Annotated in this window: 1 pseudogene; it reads right to left on the bottom strand. The window is 55.1% G+C overall.

The features are described from left to right. Positions 1 to 70: 70 nt before the first annotated feature. Positions 71 to 160, bottom strand: a pseudogene (locus tag L3X40_RS22210) (hypothetical protein); the annotation flags it as partial. Between the last annotated feature and the right edge of the window lie 268 nt (positions 161 to 428).

The following is a 428-nucleotide window of genomic DNA, read 5'->3' as shown; positions in this document are numbered from 1 at the left end:
CTATTCCCCGAGGCAACGGCTGAAGCCTCTTCCCGACTGAAGTCGGGGGGTTTCCTCCAAAAAGCGGGACACTAAACTGGTCCGGGTCGAGCAACCGCAACACCCCGCTGAAAGTGTCGTGGCTGGGCGGCCCGTTCTCCAGAGCGAGGAACTCGCGCAGGAAAGTCTCCTTCGCCGTACCCATCCGGCGGGCCTTGCGATTACCCATAAGTATTTGAATCACTTACGGGTCTCCATGTGAAAATTGTTGAATCGGATGAATCAGTTATAACAGACGAAAGTGATAACAATGGAATGCCGTGGGACATGGGGCTTGGGGCATTTACGTAATGCGCTTACGCGTGTGCAGCTGCAGTAGAGACAGGATTTTTTCAGGAGCTCCAAGATGGCAGCAGCGCATTCACGTCAGGACGCGTCCGATCCGCTCG

The organism is Rhizorhapis sp. SPR117 (assembly GCF_021742065.1).
This window is presented reverse-complemented; position numbering and strand designations above follow the sequence as displayed.